Below are 17,454 nucleotides of genomic sequence, written 5' to 3'. Positions count from 1 at the left end.
CCGATTCAGTCGGCGGAACCCGCCGTCTGCTCGACGGCCCAGCTCAGCGCCTTGTCGGCCACCTCCCCAACCCGACCCTCCAGGTACGCGACCCGACCCTCCAGGTACGCGAGCCGACCGCTCAGGTACGCGAGTTCGCTGTCTGGGTACGCGTGTCGTCCCTCTGATCACGCGTGATGCCTCCCCAATCACGCGCGATGCCCGCCCGAACACGCGAGAACCGCCTTCGAAAACGCGAGATCCGCGCGCAATCACGCGAGTTCCGCCGCCGGTCACGCGAAATCGGGGCTCAAGCACGCGCGTCGGCCCGCCCGCCAGTACGCCTCCTCAGCAGAATCCGCCAGGCGCCTCGGGATCAGGCCGTGCTGGCCAGCGCGAACGGCAGCACCGCGGGCGCCCCGGCCCGCCGCAGCAGCCGTGTCGCCAACGTCATCGTCCAGCCGGTGTCGATGACGTCGTCGACCAGCAGGATCGGCCCCGTGGGCAACGCCGCGGCCAGGTCGGCCGGCATGCTCAGCCGCCGCCACAGGTCGGCGAGCCGTTGCGCGCTGTTCGCCTGGCGCGGCGGCGGGCCGTCCGCGTCGAGCGCCCCGAGGAAGTCGAGCTTGCCGATGTCCGCCAGCCGCGTCGCGAGGCTGTAGACCAGCCGCGGTCGCGACGACGACGGCACCGCGACCACCGCCACCGGCCGCTCCGACCACTGCCACCCGGCCAGCACCTGTACGCACGCCTTGAACACCGAGTCCGGCACGTCCGCGTCCTGCGCCGTCGGGCCGACGAGCTCCCGCAGCCGGTTGCCCCAGCCGACGTCCGTCAGCCGCCCGAGGACCTGCCCCGGTTCGGCCTGGTCGTCGGCGCCGATCCGGCCGGAGACCGGAACGTCCAAAGAGGACATCCCGGTGGGCCACTGCTTCCGCGGCGCGACCTCGACGCCCGGACGCTGCAGGCGTTCCCGCGTCGCGTTGACGACCTCGTCGGTCACCGACGTGTCCCAGTGCTGCCCGGTGCAGTTGTCGCACCGCCCGCACGGCGCCGCGTCGGGGTCGTCGAGCTGACGCCGCAGGTACTCCATCCGGCAGCTGCCGGTCGCCAGGTAACCGAGCATCGCTTCCTGCTCGCGGTCACGCGCTTCCGCGACGCGCTGGTAGCGGCTGCGGTCGTACTGCCAGTCTTCGCCCGTGCTCTCCCAGCCGCCCTTCACGCGCCGGACCGCGCCGTCGACGTCCAGCACCTTGAGCACCATTTCCAGGCGGGAGCGGGAAAGCTCCACCGACGGCTCGAGCGCGGCCGTCGAAAGTGGACGGTCGGCGTAGGCGAGCGAGTTCAGCACCTGCGTCACCCGCAGCTCGTCGGGGAACGCCAGCGACCCGAAGTACGCCCAGATCGCCCGGTCCTCCTCGCCGGGCAGCAGGACGACCTCCGCGCGCTCCACACCGCGCCCGGCGCGGCCGACCTGCTGGTAGTACGCGATCGGCGACGACGGCGCCCCGAGGTGCACGACGAACCCGAGGTCCGGTTTGTCGAACCCCATGCCCAGCGCCGACGTCGCGACCAGCGCCTTGACGCGGTTGCCGAGCAGGTCGTCCTCGGCCGCCTGCCGGTCGGCCGGGTCGGTCTTCCCGGTGTAGGCCGCCACCGGGTAGCCGCGGTCCTTCAGCAGGGAGGCGACGTCGTGCGCCGCCGCGACCGTCAGTGTGTAGATGATCCCCGACCCCGGCAGCTCGGCCAGGTGCTCCGCGAGCCACGCGAGCCGCGCCTGCGACGTCGGCAGCCGGCAGACCGACAGCCGCAGGCTCTCGCGGTCGAGGCTGCCGCGCAGCACGAGCGTGTCGCCGCCGCTGCCCATGCCCAGCTGCTCGGCGACGTCGGTGACGACGCGGTCGTTCGCCGTCGCGGTGGTCGCCAGCACCGGCACGCCGTCGGGCAGGTCGCCCAGCAGCGTGCGCAGCCGCCGGTAGTCCGGCCGGAAGTCATGGCCCCAGTCGGAGATGCAGTGCGCTTCGTCGACCACCAGCAGGCCGGTGCTCGCGGTCAGCTTCGGCAGCACGTTGTCGCGGAAGTCCGGGTTGTTCAGCCGTTCGGGGCTGACGAGCAGGACGTCGATCTCGCCGGCCGCGACCGACGCCTGGACGTGCTCCCACTCCTGCGGGTTCGCGGAGTTCATCGTCGCCGCGTGGATCCCGGCCTTCGCCGCCGCCGAGATCTGGTTGCGCATCAGGGCCAGCAGCGGCGAGACGATCACCGTCGGCCCGCTGCCCTGTTCGCGCAGCAGAGCCGTGGCCAGGAAGTAGACCGCCGACTTGCCCCACCCGGTGCGTTGCACGACGAGCGCGCGACGCCGCTCCGCGACCAAGGCCTCGATGGCCGTCCACTGGTCTTCGCGCAGCTTCGCCGAGTCGCCGGCGAGCGCCCGGAGAAGGGTCTCGGCGCGGTCGCGGAGTGCTGGGGTGGTGCTGGTGGTGTCCACGTCCCCACGTCTACCCCATGGCACCGACGAACCGGGAATCGGCGGCGGCGCGAACGGACCGTTCGTGTCGAATACCGGCCGTAATGTGAGCTGAATCACAGTTCCTGCACGGTCGGGCGAGGTGTGCTGCTGGACCGGACGGCCCACGGGTCCGGTGTATAGGCTCGGGTCCCATGTCACCACGGCGGATCGGGGTCATGGGCGGCACTTTCGACCCCGTGCACCACGGCCACCTCGTCGCGGCGAGCGAGGTCCAGTCCCGGTTCGGGCTCGACGAAGTGATCTTCGTGCCCACCGGGCAGCCCTGGCAGAAGACCGACCGCAAGGTCACCAAGGCCGAGGACCGCTACCTGATGACGGTCATCGCGACCGCGTCCAACCCGGTCTTCTCGGTCAGCCGCGTGGACATCGACCGCGCCGGCCAGACCTACACCGTCGACACCCTGCGCGACCTCCACGCCGAGTACCCCGACGACCAGCTCTACTTCATCACCGGCGCCGACGCGCTCGAGCAGATCCTCACCTGGCACAAGGCCGACGAGCTGTTCGACTTCGCGCACTTCATCGGCGTCACGCGGCCCGGCTACCGGCTCAATTCGCACCACCTGCCCAGCGGGAAGGTGAGTCTCGTCGAGGTCACCGCGATGGCGATTTCGTCCACCGGCTGCCGCGACCGCGTCGAGCGCGGGGAGCCGGTCTGGTACCTCGTTCCCGACGGCGTCGTCCGCTACATCACCAAGAAGGATCTCTACCGGAAGAGCGACTGAAGCACCGCTGGTCGCGGCGGGTACTCTTCTCGGGCGAACCCGATCCGGAAAAGGAGCACCGTGACAGCCACGTCCGAGGCACGAGAGCTGGCCGTAGCGGCCGCACACGCGGCGGCGGACAAGAAGGCCAGCGACGTCGTCGTGCTGGACGTGTCCGAGCAGCTCGTCATCACCGACGCCTTCGTCATCGCCTCCGCGCCCAACGAGCGCCTGGTCGGCGCGATCGTCGACAACGTCGAGGAGCAGCTGCGGGTGGCCGGGCACAAGCCGGTCCGCCGCGAAGGCGCCCGCGAGGGCCGCTGGGTCCTGCTCGACTACGTCGACGTCGTCGTGCACGTCCAGCACGTCGAGGAGCGCAGCTTCTACGGCCTCGAACGGCTGTGGAAGGACTGCCCGCGGATCGAGGTGGCCGGTCTCGAGGAGCCGCCCGCCGATGAGGACGCGGACGCCCGGTGAGCCCGCGGCGGCTGGTGCTCTGGCGCCACGGCGAGACGGACTACAACGCCGCCGGGCGGATGCAGGGTCACCTGGACTCGGCGCTGACCCCGGTCGGCTGGAACCAGGCTCGCTTCGCCGTCCCCGCGCTGGCCCGGTTCTCCCCGGACCTCGTGATCGCGTCCGACCTGCGTCGCGCGACCGACACGGCGACCGTGCTCACCGAAGCCATCGGCGTCCCGCTGCGCATCGACAAGCGGCTGCGCGAGACGCACCTGGGCGAGTGGCAGGGGAAGACCGGCGCCGAGGTCGACGCCGAGTACCCCGGTGAACGCGCCCGCTGGCGCACCGACGCGACCTGGGCCCCGCCGGGCGGCGAGAACCGGCTCGACGTCGCCGAGCGCGCCGGCGAGGTCGTGTCCGACCTGCAGCAGGCCAACTCCGACGTCGGCGACACCGTGCTGCTGGCCGCGCACGGCGGGCTGATCATCGCCCTCACAGCGGGGCTGCTGAAGCTGCCGGTCGAGATCTGGCCGTCCCTCGGCGGGATCGCCAACTGCCACTGGGTCGAGCTCGGCCTGCGCGACGGCAAGTGGCGGCTGCACGCCTACAACGCGGGGATGACCGGCTAGCCGATGGCCCCACACCTGTTGGTGTTCGGCGATTCGCTGAGCTTTCACGGCCCCGAGGGGCCCTGCGCCGCGGACGAACCGCGGCTGTGGCCGAACATCGCGGCGGCGGCCCTCGGCGGCACCGCCGACCTGGTCGCCGGGATCGGCTGGACCGCCCGCGACGTCTGGTGGTCGCTCACCGGAGATCCGCGCGTCTGGGCCGACCTGCACCACGTCGACGCCGTCGTGCTGGCGATCGGGAGCATGGACACGCTGCCTTCGCCGTTGCCGACCTACTTGCGCGGCGGGCTGAAGTACCTGCGCCCCGATTCGGTGCGACGGGTGGCGCGCAGGGCTTATCTCGCCGCGCAGCCGCGGTTGTCGGTCGCGTTCCGCGGCCGTCCGCGGGTGCTGCCGGTGAAGCTGACCGTGCAGTACCTCGACACCGCCGTGGAAGCGTTGCGTGTCCTGCGTCCCGAGCTGCCGATCTTCGGGATGCTGCCGTCGGTGCACCGGGCCGCGGCCTACGGCGGTGTGCACACCGCGCGGCCGGCTGCCGAGGCCGCGATGAGGGCCTGGGGCGCGCGCGCCGGCGTACCGTTGCTGGACCTGAAAGAGGTCGTCGGCGAGCACGTCCTGAGCGGCGAGGGCAACCCGGACGGCATGCACTGGGGCTGGGCCGGGCACGCCGCCGTGGGCGAGGCGATGTCCGTGTTGCTGGCCCCGGTGGCGACCCCCGGCCACGTAGGCTGACGGCGTGTCGGTCGCCGTAGTCACGGATTCCACCGCCCACCTGCCGGAGGGGTTCGCCGAACGGCACGAGGTCCGGGTGGTGCCGCTGCACGTCCTGGTCGACGGCGTGGTGTCGCTCGACGGCGTGGAAACCGGCCCGGCGGCGGTCGCCGAGGCGATGAGCCAGCGCAAGATCGTCACGACGTCCCGGCCGACCCCGGCCGAGTTCGCGAAGGAGTTCCGCGCGGCGCTCGCCGACGGCGCGGACGCGATCGTCTCCATCCACCTCTCCCGTGAGCTGTCGGGCACCTGGGAAGCGGCGGTACTGGCGGCCCAGGAGGTCGGGCCGGACCGGGTGCGCGTGGTCGACTCGCGCACGACCGCGATGGGCCTCGGGTTCGCCGCGCTGCACGCCGCGGACGCCGCGGCGGCCGGCGCGGATCCGAAGGCGGTCGAGGCGGCGGCGATGACCGCGGCCAAGTGCTCGTCGACGTTGTTCGTCGTGGAAACCCTGGAGTACCTGCGCCGCGGGGGCCGGATCGGCCCGGCGGCGGCGCTGCTCGGGACGGCGCTGGCGGTGAAGCCGGTGCTGCACATGTCCGACGGCCGGATCCTGCCGCTGGAGAAGGTCCGGACCATGAACCGGGCGATCGCGCGGCTGGTCGAACTGGCGGCCCGGGCCGCGGACGACGACGACGTCGAGCTCGCCGTCCACCACCTCGCGTCGCCGGACCGGGCGGTCGAGCTGGCGAACCGGCTGGAAGAAGCCGTGCCGCGGTCGGCGGGCTGCGTGGTCTCGGAGCTGGGCGCGGTGATCGGCGCGCACACCGGGCCCGGAGTGCTGGGCGTGGTCGTGCAGCGCACGGTGCCGGCCCGGCCGGAGGCCTGACCCTCCAGCATCTCATCCGGGTACGACGAAAACCGCCGTTCCCGGGCCCGGCCGGCGGCATCCGTCCACAACACCCCAGTTGTCCACAGGACGCGGCGCCACCCCTGTCGCCCGCCTCCCCGCGGCCCCTAACGTCGATCGTGTGTTCGAGCAGCCCGCCCGGGATCCGGGCCTCCCCGTCAACGACCGGCTCGCCTGGCTGGCCGACCAGCTCTCGCCCGACGCGAGCACGGTCGGGCCCGGCGGTCGGTTGGTCCGGCGCTGGCTGCCGGGCGGAGCGACCGGCGCGGGCCGGCGCCGCTGGGCGTTCGCCGGTGTCTTCGTGGCCGTCGTGGTGCTCGTCCTCGGCTCGGTCGCGCTGCTGGGCGGCCGTCCGGCGCCCGAGCCACCGCCTCCGCTGCCCAGCGCGAAACCCGCGGCCGAAGCTCCGGCCGCACCGAAGGCCGGTCTCGTCGTCAGCGTGATCGGCCGTGTCCGGTCGCCCGGCCTGGTCACCGTGCCCCAGGGATCCCGCGTCGCCGACGTGCTGCGCGCCGCCGGGGGAACCGACCCCGGCGCGGACCTCAGCGCCGTGAACCTCGCCCGCAAGGTGACCGACGGCGAGCAGCTCGCGGTCGGGATCCCGGCGCCCGTCGCACCGCCCGGTGCCCCCGAAGGCGGCGGCGGGAAGGTCGACCTCAACGCGGCGAGCCCGGACCAGCTGGACACCCTGCCCGGCGTCGGCGAGGTGATGGCCAAGCGGATCGTCCAGTGGCGCGCGGAGCACGGCGGCTTCACGAAAGTCGAGCAACTGCGCGACGTCGACGGCATCGGCGAAAGCAAGTTCGAGAAGCTCCGCGAGCAGGTGACGGTCGGATGAGCACCATTCCCACGACCGACACCCGGCAGGACATGCGGCTGGTCCCGGCGGCGCTCGCGTGCTGGCTCGCCGCCCTGGCCGGGCTGCTGCTCGGCTGGTGGACGGCGGTCGCCGTCGGTCTCGCCGCGGCCGTGCCGGCCGGGGTGCTGCTCTGGCGGGCGCGTGGCCGGGTGCGCGGCGCGGCGGCGGCGCTGCTGGTGCTCGGCCTGGTCGCCGCCGGTCCGATCGCCTGGCGGATCCACGACGCCGAGCGGGACGGCCTGCGTGCGGCCGCGGCCCAGGGACTGCCCGCGACGCTCAGGGTGGTCGTCGCGGAGCGGCCGAAGCCGGTGCGGAGCGCGGGGTACGCCGATCGGCAGGCGGGCGCCCGGTCCGTGGTCCTGTCCGCCGACGTGCGCACCGCGTCTGTCGACGGCCGGCCGGTCGTCTCGTCCGGGCGGGTCCTGCTGCTCGCGCCGGTCGCGGACTGGGCGGGCGTGCTGCCAGGCCAGGATGTTTCGGTGGCTGGCCTGCTGATGCCGCCGCGTGGCGCGGACCTGACCGTGGCGGTGCTGTCCGTGCGTGGCCCGCCGGGTGAGCCGGGCCCGGCGCCGTGGTGGCAGGAGGCCGCGGCCGGACTGCGAGCCGGCCTGCACGACCTGAGCCAGACCCTGCCGGAGGAACCCGCGGGCTTGCTACCGGGCCTGGTCCTGGGCGACACGAGCGGATTGTCCCCTCGGGTCGAGCAGGAGTTCGTCACGGCGGGGCTCGCTCACCTGACGGCGGTCAGCGGGGGAAACCTCGCGGTCGCGTGCGGCGCGGTCCTGCTTCTGCTGCGAGTGCTTCGACTGGGCCCGCGGTTGTCGGCCGTCGCGGCGGGCCTGTGCCTGGCCGGGTTCCTGGTCCTGGTCGGTCCCGAACCGAGTGTGCTGCGTGCCGGGGTCATGGCGGCGGTCGCGTTGCTGGCCCTGGCACTGGGCCGGCGGGGCTCGGCGCTGCCCGCGCTGGCCTTCGCGGTCTGCGTGCTGGTCGTGGCGGATCCGGCGATGGCCACGGACTTCGGGTTCGCGTTGTCGGTCTTCGCCACCGCCGGGCTCGTCCTGCTGGCTCCGCGCTGGGCGGGCGTGCTGGTCCGCCGCGGCGTCCCGCCGGGCTTCGCCGAAGGGCTGGCGATCCCGCTCGCCGCCTTCGTGGTGACGGCGCCGGTGCTGGCCGGGATGGCGGGCACGGTGAGCCTGGTGTCGGTGGTGACCAATGTCCTCGCCGCGCCCGTCGTCGCGCCGGCGACGGTGCTCGGGGTGCTGGCGACGGTCGTCGGGCCGTGGTGGCCGGGCGCCGGGACGTTCCTGGTGCACCTGGCCGGCCCGGAGGCCGAGTGGCTGATCTTCGTGGCGCGGCACGGCGCGCGAGCCCCGGGCGCGGTCGTTCCCTGGCCCGGCGGCTGGGCGGGCGCGCTGCTCGCGGCGGCCGTCCTCGCGGTGCTCGTGTTCGCCGCGCGGTACCGGCGGGTCCGGCTGCTCCTGGCGGTGCTGATCGTCGGCGCGTTGCTGGTGTTCGTGCCGGTGCGGGTGCTCGCGCCCGCGTGGCCGCCGCGGAACTGGGCGATGGTCGAGTGCGACGTCGGCCAGGGTGACGCGGTCGTGCTGGCGACGGCCGAGCCGGGGCGGGCCGTGGTGGTGGACACCGGGCCCGAGCCGGGGCCGGTCGACGAGTGCCTGCACCGGCTGTCGGTCGACCGCATCCCGTTGCTGGTGCTGAGCCACCTGCACGCCGACCACATCGGCGGGCTCGCGTCGGTCTTCGACGGCCGGTCGGTCGGCGGGATCGCCGTCGGGCCGGGGCGCACGCCGGAGTGGGCGTGGCGGCAGGTCGCCGCGGAGGCGTCCCGTCGCGGCGTGCCATTGGTGGAGCTGAGCCCGGGAGAGCGGGTCGACCTGCCCGGGCTGGCGCTCGACGTGCTCGGGCCGCGGTACGTGCCGTCGCGCTCGGCCGGCCTGCAGGACGGCACGACGATCAACAACAGCTCGGTCGTCCTGCGGGCGGAAACGGCCGCTGGCCGGGTGCTGATGACGGGTGACGTCGAACTGGCGGCCCAGTCGGACCTGCTGGCCGATGTCGGAGACCTGAAAGCGGAGGTGCTCAAGGTGCCCCACCACGGCTCGCGGTACTCGCTGCCGGCCTTCCTCGCCGCGGTGGCCCCGCGCGCGGCGCTCATCAGCGTCGGCGCGGGCAACACCTACGGCCACCCGAGCAAGTCCACAGTAGACACTCTGACGGCGCTGGGTGCCCTGGTGACCCGGACCGACGTCGACGGCGACACCGCTGTGGTCCCGGACCCGTCGGGCCCGGCGATAGCCCGCCGAGGCGAGCCACGCGGCCCGCCCCGCCGCTGACTTCCGTTGCCCGGCAACGAGTTCCCGCCGGGGCAAGCGTGGCTCGCCCCGGCGGGGAGACGTCAGTAGCCGAGGGCCTTGTTCACGGCCGCGGCCGAAGCCGGCACGGTCGCCTTGGGGCCGACATGGTTCTCGATGGCGTCGAGGGTCTTGAGGCCGTCGCCGGTGATGAGGAGGACGGTCTCGGCGTCCGGGTCCAGCTTGCCCGTCTCGATCAGCTTCTTCGCCGTGGCGACGGTGACCCCGCCGGCCGTCTCGGTGAAGATGCCCTCGGTGCGGGCCAGCAGCCGGATGCCTTCGACGACCTCTTCGTCGGTGACGTCCTCGATCGAGCCGCCGGTGCGGTTGACGATGTCGAGCACGTACGGGCCGTCGGCCGGGTTGCCGATCGCCAGCGAGCGGGCGATGGTGTCCGGCTTCACCGGCTGGACGACGTCCTGGCCGGCGCGGAACGCGGCCGAGACCGGCGAGCAGCCGGTGGCCTGGGCGCCGAACACCTTGTACGGGCTGGCGTCCACCAGGCCGAGCTGGCCCAGCTCGCGGAAACCCTTGTCCACCTTGGTGAGCTGTGAACCGGAGGCGATCGGCACGACGATCTGCGGCGGGATCCGCCAGCCGAGCTGCTCGGCGACCTCGAAGGCGAGTGTCTTCGAGCCCTCGGAGTAGTACGGGCGGACGTTGACGTTCACGAAGGCCCAGCTCGGGTGCTCACCGGCCAGCTCGGTGGCGAGCCGGTTGACGTCGTCGTAGTTGCCGTCGACGGCGATCAGGTCGCCGTCGTACACCGCGGTGGTGAGGATCTTGGCGCGCTCGAGAGACTTGGGGATCAGCACGACCGACTTCCAGCCCGCGCGCGCCGCCGCGGCGGCGACGGCGTTGGCCAGGTTGCCGGTCGAGGGACAGGCGAGCACCTCGAAGCCGAACTCGCGGGCCGCGGCCAGCGCGACGGCGACCACGCGGTCCTTGAAGGAGTGCGTCGGGTTGCCGGTGTCGTCCTTGACCCACAGGCGCTTGAGGCCGAGCTCCTTGGCCAGGCGGTCGGCGCGGATCAGCCGCGTCGCGCCGGGCTCGGTGTTCGGGATCTCTTCGATGTTGGACGGAACCGGGAGGAGCTTCTTGTAGCGCCAGATGTTCTTGGGGCCGGCCTCGATGTCTTCGCGGCGGACGCGGCCGAAGTCGTAGGCGACCTCGAGCGGCGAGAAGTCTTCGGCGGAGACGAACTCGGGGGCGAGCGGCTGCCGGTGGCCCTCTTCCTTCGACACCAGTTCGACGGCCGGTCCGAGATCCGGGGTCTTGGTGGTGGAGGTCGTGCCGAGGGTTGCGGTCATCGCGAGGTTCCTTCCTCATCTGCCCCGCCGAAGCGGGCCGGAATTGGCACCGTGGTCGTCAGCTATCCCGCGATCGCGGGATGACAGGCTGTACGCCGGTTGCCGGGGCTTCGTCGGGCCGTTCCCTCTGCCCCTCTGGATGAGCGGTATTCAGTTGTCGGAGCGCGCGAGAAAGCGCGCCGCCTCCAGGACACCGTACGACATGGCACTCGAGCCGTGCCATGGTGGCCGCTCGACATCACCGGAGCGGGCGCACGATGCAGCAAGTGAGAAGATTCCCGGGTGACCGCGCAAGCCACCGCCCCGGCCCCGCTCCACCTGGTCCTGGGTGAGGAAGAACTGCTGATCGAGCGGGCCGTCCGCGAGACGCTGGCCGCGTCCCGCGCGATCGACGCGACGGCCGAGCTGACGCGGGCCCGGGTGTCCGATCTCACAGCTCCCGAGCTGGCCGAACTCGTCAGCCCGTCGCTGTTCAGCGAAGGCCGGGTGATCGTCCTCGAGTCGGCGCAGGACATCTCGCAGGAGCTGGCCGACGCCGTGACGTCGTACCTGAAGGACCCGGCGGCCGGGATCGTGCTCGTCGTCGTGCACACCGGCGGCGGGCGCAGCAAGGCGGGCAAGACGTTCCCGGCGGTGCTGAAGAAGGCCGGCGCCGAGGTGACGGAGTGCCCGAAGCTGACCAAGCCCGCCGAGCGGGAGCAGTTCGTGCGCCACGAGGTGCGCCGGGCGGGCGGCAAGATCGACCCGGCCGGGGTCGCGGCGCTCATCGACGCCGTGGGCTCCGACCTGCGGGAACTCTCCTCGGCCGCGATGCAGCTCGTCGCGGACGCCGGCGGGGTGGTCGACGCGGACGCGGTCCACCGCTACCACCGCGGCCGCGCCGACGTGACCGGGTTCGCGGTGGCGGAGAAGGCGGTGAGCGGTGACCGCGCGGCCGCCCTGGAGTCGCTGCGCTGGGCGATGCAGCTCGGCGTCCCTTACGTCCTGGTCGCCGACGCACTGGCCGACGCGGTCCGCACGATCGCCCGCGTCTCCGGCGCGGGCCGCGGCAACCCGAACCAGCTGGCCGGGGAGCTGGGCATGCCGCCGTGGAAGGTCCGCAAGGCCCAGGGCCAGTCCCGCGGCTGGAACCAGGACGGCCTCGCCACGGCGATGCGGGTGGTCGCCCGGCTGAACGCCGAGGTCAAGGGCGTCGCGGCGGACCCGGGTTACGCGCTGGAACGCGCGGTCCTGCAGGTGGCGGCGGCCAAGGGCGACCGCTGAGCATGAAGAAAGCCCCGGCCGGGGCCGGGGCTTCTCCAGAGATCAGCTTGCTCAGAGCGAGTTGACGCGCTTCGCGAGCGCCGACTTCTTGTTGGCGGCCTGGTTGGCGTGGATGACGCCCTTCGAGACGGCCTTGTCCAGCTTCTGGGCGGCGTCGCGCTGCAGCTCGACGGCCTTGGCCTTGTCACCGGAGTCAGCGGCTTCGCGGACCTTGCGGATCGCGGTCTTCACCGAGGACCGGATCGCCTGGTTGCGCTGACGCGCCTTCTCGTTCGTGGTGATGCGCTTGATCTGCGACTTGATGTTGGCCATGAGGCGCTCCTGCTTTCACTCGGTGAGATTCGCCGCCGCGCTGGTGTGGCCCCGCTGAAGCGGGTTTCCTCCATGACGGAATGCCGCACGGCAACGAGCAGCAACTTTAACAGCCCGGCCCCGGCCCGCCGCGAGCGCGTCCGGCCAGGCGTGGATCACCGGGAGTACGGTGGACGGCGGTAGTGCCTAGGGTTCCGTCACCGGTCCCCCCAGCCAGCAGGACAACCAGGATCCGGTGGGTCTGGTCCGAGCGGCACCATCGGCGGGTCCGGAAGGCCCGCCGTTCATCTGACGGGGAAAAAGCCTGGAGGACCCGGTTTTCGCGCGCGCGAAAACCCGTAAGGGGTCCTGTGAACACCACCGCACTGTCCTTCGTCGTCGTCGCGGCCGTCGTGCACGCCGCGTGGAACCTCGCCGCCAAGCGGGTCCGCTCCGGCGGCACCCAGTTCGTCTGGCTCTACTACACGGTTTCCGCCGTCGCCCTGCTGCCGGTGACGGTCGTGCTGGTGGCCGTCGAGCCGCAACGTCCACAGTGGAGCTGGCTGCTGGCCGCGGCGGGCACGTCGGTGCTGCACGTCGCCTACGGCATCGTCCTGCAGCGCGGCTACCGCGTCGGCGACCTCTCCGTCGTCTACCCCGTCGCGCGGGGCACCGGGCCGCTGCTGTCGGTGCTGGCCGCCGTCCTCGTCCTCGGCGAACGGCCCGGCTGGCTGGGCCTGCTCGGCGCGTTCCTGGTGATCACCGGGGTGCTCGTGATCAGCACCGGCCGCCGGGGCGCCGCCGCCGACGACCCGGCCGCCGCCAAGGCCCGGCGTGCCGGGATCTTCTACGGCGTCCTGACCGGGGCCGTCATCGCCGGCTACACGCTCTGGGACGCGCACTCGGTGACCGGCATCGGCATGCCGCCGATCGTGTACCTCGGCCTCGGCACGCTCATCCAGAGCGCCGTGCTCCTGCCGAGCGCGCGGGCGGGCCGGTCCGAGGTGACGCGGCTCTGGCGCGAGCAGCGGCGCGAGGTGCTGATCGTCGGGCTGCTGTCGCCCGTCGCCTACATCCTCGTGCTGTTCGCCCTGACGATGGCGCCGGTCAGCCTGGTGGCGCCCGCCCGGGAGCTGAGCATCGTGCTGGGCGGTCTCGCCGCGTGGCTGGTGCTGGGCGAGCGCGACGCCGTGCGGCGGCTCGCCGGTTCCGTGATCGTGCTGTCCGGCATCGTCGCGATTGCGGCGGCCTGAGGACCTCCGGTAGGGATGGTCGGATGGAAGTCCTGAAGAGCAGGCTGCTGATCCGCCCGCGCGACGCCGCGGCGTCGACCGCGTTCTACCGCGACACCCTCGGCCTGGCCGTGGAGCGTGAGTTCCCCGGTGGCACCGTGTTCTTCCTGGGGCACGGCTCCCTGGAGGTGTCCGGCTCGGGCGAGGCGGGCGCGTCGCCCGATCTCGTGCTCTGGGTGCAGGTCCGCGACCTGGCCGGCGAGCTGGCCGAGCTGAAGGCGAAGGGCCTGACACCGGTGCGGGACGCCCAGCGCGAGCCCTGGGGCCTGGACGAGGCCTGGATCGCCGATCCGGACGGCACGCGCATCGTGCTGGTCGAGGTGCCGGAAGGACACCCGATCCGCACGGACACCCGCTAGGCGGGCTTGACGGCCCGCAGCTGCGCGGCGAGCGCGGTGAAGCCGGGCGGTTCCCAGGTCCACGTCTGCAGGTCGGCGAAGCCCGCTTCGGCGGCTTCGTCGGCCAGCACGTGCCTGCTCACGGGCAGCCACTTCTCGTGCGCGGACAGCAGCAGCCGGCCACCCGGGCGCAGGACGCGGAACAGCTCGGCGAAGCCGGCCGCGCGGTCGTCCCAGAGCATGACGTTGTTCACGGTGAGGACGACGTCGACGGACTCGCCGGGCTCGCCGGTGTGCGCCGCCGACCCCTCCCGGAGCTCGGCCTGATCACCGCAGCGCTCGTGGCACAGGGCCAGCATCGCGGGGGAGGGGTCGACGCCGATCGTGCGCCCGGCCAGCTGTGCGGCGGCGTGGAGCCCGACGCCGGGGCCGGGGCCGACGACCAGGACGGTCTCGTCCGGCTCGAGCTTCGCCAGGTCGACGACGCGGTGTTCGGTGGCGGAGTTGCCCCGGGCCATGAGCCGGCCGCCGAGGCGGCCGAGCAGGCCCGAAGGGTGACCGAAGACACGGTCGAGGACACGGGCGAGGCCGTCCGGATCGGGCTGGGGAGGTGGTGCCGGCTGGTGCGATGTGCTCATACTTCGAGGGCACCACGGATCACGTGGGCTCGCATCGGGGATGACCCCCACCCGCACCCGGAGCGCCATGGGAGCATAGAGGTGGCCATCCCCGACTTTCCGAGGACTCATTCGAGTGACGACGTTCGCCGACACGACCTTCACGCCTCCGGAGCTCATCCGGAACTTCTGCATCATCGCGCACATCGACCACGGCAAGTCCACCCTGGCCGACCGCATGCTGCAGCTCACCGGCGTCGTGGAAGAGCGGGCCATGCGCGCGCAGTACCTCGACCGGATGGACATCGAGCGCGAGCGCGGGATCACGATCAAGGCCCAGAACGTCCGGCTGCCCTGGCAGGTCGACGGGCAGGACCACGTCCTGCACATGATCGACACCCCGGGCCACGTCGACTTCACCTACGAGGTCTCCCGGGCGCTGGAGGCGTGCGAAGGCGCGGTCCTGCTGGTCGACGCCGCGCAGGGGATCGAGGCCCAGACCCTGGCCAACCTCTACCTCGCGCTGGAGAACAACCTCCAGATCATCCCGGTGCTCAACAAGATCGACCTGCCTTCGGCCGACCCCGACAAGTACGCGGGTGAGCTGGCCCACATCATCGGCTGCGAGCCCGACGACGTGCTGCGGGTCTCGGCCAAGACCGGCATCGGCGTCGGCGCGCTGCTCGACGAGGTCGTGAAGATGGTCCCGGCGCCCCAGGGCGACGCGGACGCGCCGGCCCGCGCGATGATCTTCGACTCGGTGTACGACACCTACCGCGGCGTCGTCACCTACATCCGGGTGGTCGACGGCAAGATCACCCCGCGCGAGCGCATCAAGATGATGTCCACCGGCGCCACCCACGAGCTGCTGGAAGTCGGCATCATCTCGCCGGAACCCAAGCCCAGCAAGGGGCTCGGCGTCGGCGAGGTCGGCTACCTGATCACCGGCGTGAAGGACGTCCGCCAGTCCAAGGTCGGCGACACCGTGACGTCCGAACGCCACGGCGCCAAGGACGCGCTGGCCGGGTACCGCGAGCCGAAGCCGATGGTCTACTCCGGGCTGTATCCGGTGGACGGTTCGGACTACCCCGAGCTGCGCGAGGCCCTCGACAAGCTCCAGCTGAACGACGCCGCGCTCGACTACGAGCCGGAGACGTCGGTGGCGCTGGGCTTCGGCTTCCGCTGCGGCTTCCTCGGCCTGCTGCACCTGGAGATCACGCGCGACCGGCTCGAGCGCGAGTTCGGCCTCGACCTGATCTCCACGGCACCGAACGTCGTCTACGACGTGGTGCTCGACGACGGCAAGGAAATCCACGTCACCAACCCGTCGGACTGGCCGACCGGCAGCAAGATCGACAAGGTGCTGGAGCCGGTCAGCAAGGTCAGCGTCCTGGCGCCGTCGGAGTTCATCGGCACGATCATGGAGCTGTGCCAGAACAAGCGCGGTCAGCTGCTCGGCATGGACTACCTGTCCGAGGACCGGGTCGAGCTGCGGTACAACATGCCGCTGGGCGAGATCATCTTCGACTTCTTCGACACGCTGAAGTCGCGTACGCGCGGCTACGCGTCGCTGGACTACGAAGAGGCCGGCACGCAGGCGGCGGACCTGGTCAAGGTGGACATCCTGCTGCAGGGCGAGGGCGTGGACGCGTTCTCCGCGATCGTGCACAAGGACGACGCCTACAACTACGGCAACCGCATGGTGAACCGGCTGCGCGAGCTGATCCCGCGGCAGAACTTCGAGGTCCCCATCCAGGCGGCCATCGGCGCCCGGATCATCGCGCGCGAAACGATTCGCGCGATCCGCAAGGACGTTCTGGCCAAGTGCTACGGCGGTGACATTTCGCGTAAGCGCAAGCTGCTGGAGAAGCAGAAGGAAGGCAAGAAGCGGATGAAGACCGTCGGCCGGGTCGAGGTCCCGCAAGAGGCTTTCGTCGCCGCACTGTCCACTGAGGACTCCGGGAAGAGCAAGAAGTAAGTGTTCCGCTGATGTGACACCGGCGCCTGTATTCACGCTTCCGTGTGAATGCAGGCGCCGAACCCGTGTTCGACGCCGTTTCTGTCGGTGCCCTCTGGTGTGCTCTGGTGCGAAGAGCGAAAGGAGAGCACCATGACGGTCATGGCAGACATCGAGCATCCCGCCGACTCGGGCCCCCTGACGGTGCAGGACCTCGAGGGGATGCCGGATGACGGGCGAAGATACGAGCTCATCGACGGGGTGCTCATCGTGAGTCCCGCGCCTGGTCTCAGACATCAGACAATCGGGTATCGGCTCTACGGTGTGCTCGAGTCCGTGTGTCCAGCTGAGTTATACGTCGTCGGAGCACCGTTCGCGGTGCACTCGGGCGACAAGATCGAACTGCAGCCGGACGTCCTGGTCGGCAGGGACCAGGACTTCACCGAGAAGGATCTCCCGGCACCCCCGGTGCTGGCTGTCGAGGTGCTGTCGCCCAGCACGGCGATCTACGACTGGAACCTCAAGAAAGCCATCTACGAGCGGCTCGGTACCGCCAGTTTCTGGGTGATCGACCCGACCGAGCCCGCGTTGAGGGTGTTCGAGCTGGACGTGGACGGCAACTACCAGCAGGTGGCCAAGGCCGCGGGCGACGAGGTCTTCGAGGCCGAGCGGCCGTTCCCGGTGCGGATCGTGCCGCGGGAGCTACTGGGCCGGCTCGGCTGAGCCCGGCTGTTCCTGGGCCTGGCGCACGTCGCGCAGCTCTTGGACCACGCCGGTGAACTCGGTCGGCCCGAGCTTGAGCCAGCGCCGGGTGCTCACCCGCTCGCCCTGCTGCGGGTGGTCGTAGCGCACCACCTGGGTCTGGATCCGCTCGTCGGCGGCGGTGACGATCCAGAGCGCGGTGTAGGACGTGTCGGCGCCGAGGTGCTGCGCGGGCGCGGTCGTGACGTCGGCGACTTCGGACCACGGCAGCTCACGGACGGTCAGGAACCGCCGGAGGCGAAGACCGCTCGGACCGGCCTGAATTCCGGAGAGGGCGCTCAGCGCCATCACGACGCCGGCGACGGCGATGAACACGAGGAGGAAGATGGCCTGGGGCACGTGACCGAGGGAGAGTGACACCCCGATCAGGGCGAGACCGATGGCGCCGAGGACAACGGCGTTGCGCTTCGCGAGATGCCGGTGCGCCTCGGGAGGTGAGATGCGCTGCCATTCGCTCATGGCGGAAGTATGCCT

General features: G+C 71.8%; 17 protein-coding genes and 1 riboswitch. Of the genes, 12 read left to right on the top strand and 5 right to left on the bottom strand.

The genetic code is table 11. From position 1 onward, the window contains the following. Positions 1-355: 355 nt before the first annotated feature. Entirely contained in the window at positions 356-2,467 is a 2,112-nt protein-coding gene (locus ACLJQZ_RS22330) for a RecQ family ATP-dependent DNA helicase (RefSeq protein WP_410621849.1), read from the bottom strand. 197 nt (positions 2,468-2,664) lie between these two features. On the opposite strand from ACLJQZ_RS22330, the gene nadD reads away from it, so the two are divergent. From nadD to ACLJQZ_RS22295, 7 genes are all read left to right on the top strand, one after another. Beyond that, positions 2,665-3,234 carry a nicotinate-nucleotide adenylyltransferase gene (nadD, locus tag ACLJQZ_RS22325; RefSeq protein WP_410622071.1) on the top strand — a complete coding sequence of 190 codons (570 nt, stop codon included), beginning with the start codon at positions 2,665-2,667 and terminating at the stop codon, positions 3,232-3,234. 60 nt (positions 3,235-3,294) lie between these two features. Further along, complete coding sequence (gene rsfS, locus ACLJQZ_RS22320) at positions 3,295-3,690, top strand: ribosome silencing factor (protein WP_247055190.1); 396 nt, start codon at positions 3,295-3,297, stop codon at positions 3,688-3,690. Beyond that, complete coding sequence (locus ACLJQZ_RS22315; RefSeq protein WP_410621848.1) at positions 3,687-4,301, top strand: histidine phosphatase family protein; 615 nt, start codon at positions 3,687-3,689, stop codon at positions 4,299-4,301. Before rsfS ends, ACLJQZ_RS22315 begins: the two co-directional genes overlap by 4 nt. A 3-nt stretch (positions 4,302-4,304) precedes the next feature. Beyond that, entirely contained in the window at positions 4,305-5,033 is a 729-nt protein-coding gene (octT, locus tag ACLJQZ_RS22310; protein WP_410621847.1) for a diglucosylglycerate octanoyltransferase, read from the top strand. A 4-nt stretch (positions 5,034-5,037) separates the two neighbouring features. Beyond that, positions 5,038-5,901, top strand: coding sequence for a DegV family protein (locus ACLJQZ_RS22305; RefSeq protein WP_410621846.1), 864 nt, complete (start codon positions 5,038-5,040; stop codon positions 5,899-5,901). A gap of 142 nt (positions 5,902-6,043) precedes the next feature. Further along, entirely contained in the window at positions 6,044-6,760 is a 717-nt protein-coding gene (locus ACLJQZ_RS22300; RefSeq protein ID WP_410621845.1) for a helix-hairpin-helix domain-containing protein, read from the top strand. Next, positions 6,757-9,132 carry a ComEC/Rec2 family competence protein gene (locus ACLJQZ_RS22295; protein ID WP_410621844.1) on the top strand — a complete coding sequence of 792 codons (2,376 nt, stop codon included), beginning with the start codon at positions 6,757-6,759 and terminating at the stop codon, positions 9,130-9,132. The genes ACLJQZ_RS22300 and ACLJQZ_RS22295 overlap by 4 nt, the downstream gene beginning before the upstream one ends. A 62-nt stretch (positions 9,133-9,194) precedes the next feature. Here ACLJQZ_RS22295 and thrC read toward each other — a convergent pair whose 3' ends face one another. Continuing rightward, on the bottom strand, positions 9,195-10,460 hold the full coding sequence (thrC, locus tag ACLJQZ_RS22290; RefSeq protein ID WP_410621843.1) for a threonine synthase: 1,266 nt from the start codon (positions 10,458-10,460) through the stop codon (positions 9,195-9,197). Positions 10,461-10,472: 12 nt separating this feature from the next. Beyond that, positions 10,473-10,606: riboswitch (SAM riboswitch) on the bottom strand. 136 nt (positions 10,607-10,742) lie between these two features. On the opposite strand from thrC, the gene holA reads away from it, so the two are divergent. Then, entirely contained in the window at positions 10,743-11,723 is a 981-nt protein-coding gene (gene holA / locus ACLJQZ_RS22285; RefSeq protein ID WP_410621842.1) for a DNA polymerase III subunit delta, read from the top strand. Positions 11,724-11,774: 51 nt separating this feature from the next. Here holA and rpsT read toward each other — a convergent pair whose 3' ends face one another. After that, the gene (gene rpsT, locus ACLJQZ_RS22280; RefSeq protein WP_247055174.1) at positions 11,775-12,035 is read right to left on the bottom strand and encodes a 30S ribosomal protein S20; all 261 of its coding nucleotides are present in this window, start codon (positions 12,033-12,035) and stop codon (positions 11,775-11,777) included. 350 nt (positions 12,036-12,385) lie between these two features. On the opposite strand from rpsT, the gene ACLJQZ_RS22275 reads away from it, so the two are divergent. Both ACLJQZ_RS22275 and ACLJQZ_RS22270 read left to right on the top strand, forming a co-directional pair. Beyond that, on the top strand, positions 12,386-13,267 hold the full coding sequence (locus ACLJQZ_RS22275) for a DMT family transporter (protein ID WP_410621841.1): 882 nt from the start codon (positions 12,386-12,388) through the stop codon (positions 13,265-13,267). 23 nt (positions 13,268-13,290) lie between these two features. Then, positions 13,291-13,665, top strand: coding sequence for a VOC family protein (locus ACLJQZ_RS22270; protein ID WP_410621840.1), 375 nt, complete (start codon positions 13,291-13,293; stop codon positions 13,663-13,665). Here ACLJQZ_RS22270 and ACLJQZ_RS22265 read toward each other — a convergent pair. Continuing rightward, a complete protein-coding gene (locus ACLJQZ_RS22265; RefSeq protein ID WP_410621839.1) occupies positions 13,662-14,282 on the bottom strand; it encodes a class I SAM-dependent methyltransferase in 621 nt (206 codons plus the stop codon). The two genes, ACLJQZ_RS22270 and ACLJQZ_RS22265, sit on opposite strands and share 4 nt — an antisense overlap. A gap of 115 nt (positions 14,283-14,397) precedes the next feature. On the opposite strand from ACLJQZ_RS22265, the gene lepA reads away from it, so the two are divergent. Both lepA and ACLJQZ_RS22255 read left to right on the top strand, forming a co-directional pair. After that, the gene (gene lepA, locus ACLJQZ_RS22260; RefSeq protein WP_326959448.1) at positions 14,398-16,239 is read left to right on the top strand and encodes a translation elongation factor 4; all 1,842 of its coding nucleotides are present in this window, start codon (positions 14,398-14,400) and stop codon (positions 16,237-16,239) included. Between the two features lie 132 nt (positions 16,240-16,371). After that, the gene (locus ACLJQZ_RS22255) at positions 16,372-16,941 is read left to right on the top strand and encodes a Uma2 family endonuclease (protein ID WP_410621838.1); all 570 of its coding nucleotides are present in this window, start codon (positions 16,372-16,374) and stop codon (positions 16,939-16,941) included. Here ACLJQZ_RS22255 and ACLJQZ_RS22250 read toward each other — a convergent pair. After that, entirely contained in the window at positions 16,921-17,439 is a 519-nt protein-coding gene (locus tag ACLJQZ_RS22250; protein ID WP_410621837.1) for a PH domain-containing protein, read from the bottom strand. The two genes, ACLJQZ_RS22255 and ACLJQZ_RS22250, sit on opposite strands and share 21 nt — an antisense overlap. Between the last annotated feature and the right edge of the window lie 15 nt (positions 17,440-17,454).

The sequence above is a fragment of the Amycolatopsis sp. cmx-8-4 genome (assembly GCF_046548675.1).
In the GTDB taxonomy this organism is placed as follows: Bacteria; Actinomycetota; Actinomycetes; order Mycobacteriales; family Pseudonocardiaceae; genus Amycolatopsis.
The sequence above is the reverse complement of the archived record's forward strand: the minus strand, read 5'-3'. Positions and strand labels throughout refer to the sequence as shown.